Genomic DNA, 3,640 nt, shown 5'->3' with positions numbered 1-3,640 from the left:
CGATAATACCTACTACCTGTCCGATGTGGATATCCGCGCAGGCTGCGGCAAGACCAATACGCAATCGAATACCGCCTTCCGCGGCTTCGGCGGTCCGCAGGGCGCTATCGCCATCGAGTACATCATCGACGAGATTGCACGCAACCTGGGCCGCGATCCGCTGGACATCCGCCGCCTGAATTTCTACGGCAAGGAAGACCGCAACGTTGCGCCTTACGGCCAGGTCATCGTGGACAACGTCATCCATGAACTGGTGGCGGAGCTGGAAGAGAGCAGCGAGTACCGCGCACGCCGCGCTGCGGTGGCGGCATTCAACGCGACCAGCCCTGTGCTGAAAAAAGGGCTGGCTCTGACACCGGTGAAATTCGGCATCGCCTTTAATGTGACCCACTTGAACCAGGCGGGAGCGCTGGTGCACGTGTATGTCGACGGTTCGGTGCTGGTCAATCACGGCGGCACGGAAATGGGGCAGGGCATCAACACCAAGGTGGCGCAATGCGTGGCACATGAACTGGGCCTGGATCTCGATCACGTGCGCGTGACGGCAACCGATACCAGCAAAGTGGCCAATACCTCGGCAACCGCAGCGTCCACCGGCGCTGACTTGAACGGCAAGGCGGCCCAGGATGCCGCACGCCAGATCCGCGAGCGTCTTGCCGCGTTTGCCGCGCGCCAGTATGGCGGCGATGCGGCGGATGTGCGCTTCTTTGGCAATGAGATCCACGTCAGCGGGCAATCGCTGCCTTTTGGGGAGATTGTGCAGAAGGCTTATCTGGCACGCGTTCAGCTGTGGTCCGATGGCTATTACGCCACGCCTGGCTTGCACTGGGACGCCAAGACCATGAACGGCCATCCATTCTCTTATTACGCTTACGGTGCGGCCGTATCGGAAGTGGTGGTTGATAYGCTGACCGGCGAATGGAAGCTGCTGCGCGCCGATGCCCTGTACGACGCCGGCGCTTCGCTGAATCCTGCCATCGACCTTGGCCAGGTGGAGGGCGCTTTCATTCAGGGCATGGGCTGGCTGACGACCGAGCAGCTGTGGTGGAATTCACTGGGCAAGCTGATGACGCATGCCCCGTCCACTTACAAGATTCCCGGCATCTCGGACTGCCCGCAGGACTTCCGCGTCAAGCTGTTCGAGAACCGCAATGTGGAGGATTCGATTCACCGCTCCAAGGCAGTGGGCGAGCCGCCGCTGCTGCTGCCGTTCTCCGTGTTCTTCGCCATTCGCGATGCAATTTCGGCGGTCGGTGGCCACAAGATCAATCCTCCGCTGAACGCGCCTGCGACCAGCGAAGAAATCCTGCGCGCTATCGCGGTTGTGGAAGCACAATGAGCGGCTGGATGACCGCGCCCGGCGCGCCTGCCGTCCTTGTAACGGTCGCGCGTGTAGAGGGCTCCGCACCACGCGAAGCCGGCACCAAGATGCTGGTGACGGCTGACACCCAGTTCGATACGATCGGCGGCGGCCATCTTGAGCATCGCGCCTTCGACATCGCGCGCAGCATGCTGGCGGAAGCCGCTTCTGGCGGCAACGGCCGCAGCGCGCAGCTGCCGCGCTACGAACGCTTTCCTCTCGGCCCGCGCCTGGGCCAGTGCTGCGGCGGCGTGGTCTGGCTGACCTTCGAACTCGTCAGCGGCGAGGTGGCCGCAGTTCTCGCGGCGTTGCGTGAGCGGCGCTGGGACGACAGCTGGCGCTACGTTGCGCTGGATGGTGATCCGATGTGTGCGGTCGTGGACGCGCAGGGGCATCTGCTGGCTGGCGTGCAGCCGCCGGCCGATCTGCCGCATGGCCCGGCAGGACTGGCGACCGATGCAACGGGCCGCCGCTGGCTGGTCGATCCTTGCCTGACGCCGCGCGCGCACCTGGTTCTGTTTGGTGCAGGCCACGTTGGCGCCGCGATCGTGCGTGCGCTGGGGGAGCTGCCTTGCACCGTGACCTGGGTCGACGAACGCGACGATATGTTCCCCTCCGAGATCCCGGCCAATGTGCGGATTGAAGCAACCGATACGCCGGAAGCCTGCGTGGACGAGGCGCCACCGCATGCGAGCTACCTGGTGATGACTCACAGCCACGCGCTGGACCAGCGCCTGTCCGAAGCCATTCTCGCGCGTGCCGATGTGGGCTGGTTCGGCCTGATCGGCTCCAAAACCAAGCGCGCGCAATTCACCTCCCGCCTCGAAGCGAAAGGCTTCAGCGCGGAGCGCATGGTGTGCCCTGTTGGCATACCGGGTATCATCAACAAGGCACCAGCGGTGATTGCCGCCTCGGTCGCCGCCCAGTTATTGATGGTCTGGGAAGACCAGACGAAAGAATAAACAGTATGAACAAAACGCACAATGTGCAGGCCTACCGAGCAGGCTTGCTGCACTTTCACGCCGATCCGGCCTTCACCGAGCGCGCCCACGCCTGGCATGAAGATGGCCTGCTGATCGTGGAAGACGGCAAGGTGCAGGCAGCTGGCGACTACGCCACGCTGAAGGACGCACTGCCGCCGGACACGGAAGTGCACGACTACCGCGGCAAGATCATCATGCCGGGCTTTATCGATGCTCACGTCCACTATCCGCAAACGGACATGATTGCCTCACCGGCGCCAGGCCTGCTGCCCTGGCTGGAGCAATACACCTTCCCGACCGAGCGCAAATTCGCCGATCCGGCGCACGCCGCGCAGACCGCTGAATTCTTCCTCGACGAGCTGCTGCGCAACGGCACCACCACGGCCATGGTCTACTGCACCGTCCATCCCCAATCGGTGGACGCCTTCTTCACCGCCAGCGAGCAACGTAATCTGCGCATGATCGCGGGCAAAGTGATGATGGATCGCCACTGTCCTGACTTCCTGTGCGATACGGCGGAACAGGGCGCGCGCGACACCGAGGAACTCATTCAGCGCTGGCACAAGCACGGCCGCTCGCTGTATGCCATCACGCCGCGTTTTGCACCGACTTCCACGGAGGCGCAGCTGCAACTGGCGGGCGAACTGGCGCAGAAGTACCCGGATACCTTCCTGCAAACCCACGTCTCGGAAAACCAGGAGGAATGCGCCTGGGTGCAGCAGCTGTTCCCGCAAGCCCGCAGCTATCTGGACGTGTACGACCGCTACGGCATGATGCGTCCGCGCGCCGTGTTCGGTCACTGCATCTGGCTCAATGAGCGCGACCGCGAACGCATGGTGGAAACCAGGTCCGCCGCGGCGGTGTGCCCGACTTCCAACCTGTTCCTGGGGAGCGGCCTGTTCGACTTCGAACAGGCCGACAAGCACGGCATGCTGATGTCGCTGGCGACGGACGTGGGTGGTGGCACTTCCTTCTCCATGTTGCAAACGATGAATGAAGCCTATAAAGTAGCGCGCTTGAAGGGCAGTTACCTGCCTGCCATGCGCATGTTTTACCTGGCTACCCTGGGTGCGGCGCGCAGCCTGCAGCTGGACGATACGATCGGCAGCTTTGCGGCCGGCTGCGAAGCGGACTTTATTGTCATCGACCCGCAAGCGACGCCGCTGCTGGCGCGGCGCAGCGTCAACACGGAAAGCCTGGAAGAACAGCTGTTTGCTTTGGCCTTGCTGGGCGACGACCGCGTGATCGCGGCCAGTTATTCAGCGGGCAGGAAGGTACACGAGCGCAGGGTCTGAAC

Annotated in this window: 3 protein-coding genes; all 3 read left to right on the top strand. The window is 63.1% G+C overall.

What is annotated here, in order from left to right; genetic code table 11:
* Nucleotides 1-1,339, top strand: a 1,339-nt coding sequence (locus AB4Z11_RS26545; RefSeq protein ID WP_442028838.1) for a molybdopterin cofactor-binding domain-containing protein, incomplete at its 5' end; no start/stop codon positions are given.
* On the top strand, nt 1,336-2,322 hold the full coding sequence (gene xdhC / locus AB4Z11_RS26540; RefSeq protein ID WP_442028837.1) for a xanthine dehydrogenase accessory protein XdhC: 987 nt from the start codon (nt 1,336-1,338) through the stop codon (nt 2,320-2,322). The genes AB4Z11_RS26545 and xdhC, both read left to right, overlap by 4 nt.
* 5 nt (nt 2,323-2,327) lie before the next feature.
* Nucleotides 2,328-3,638 (top strand): guanine deaminase, encoded by a 1,311-nt coding sequence (gene guaD / locus AB4Z11_RS26535; RefSeq protein ID WP_442028836.1) that lies wholly within the window; start codon nt 2,328-2,330, stop codon nt 3,636-3,638.
* Nucleotides 3,639-3,640 lie beyond the last annotated feature (2 nt).

The organism is Pseudoduganella sp. RAF53_2 (assembly GCF_052113985.1).
Lineage (GTDB): Bacteria > Pseudomonadota > Gammaproteobacteria > Burkholderiales > Burkholderiaceae_D > Rugamonas.
This window is presented reverse-complemented; position numbering and strand designations above follow the sequence as displayed.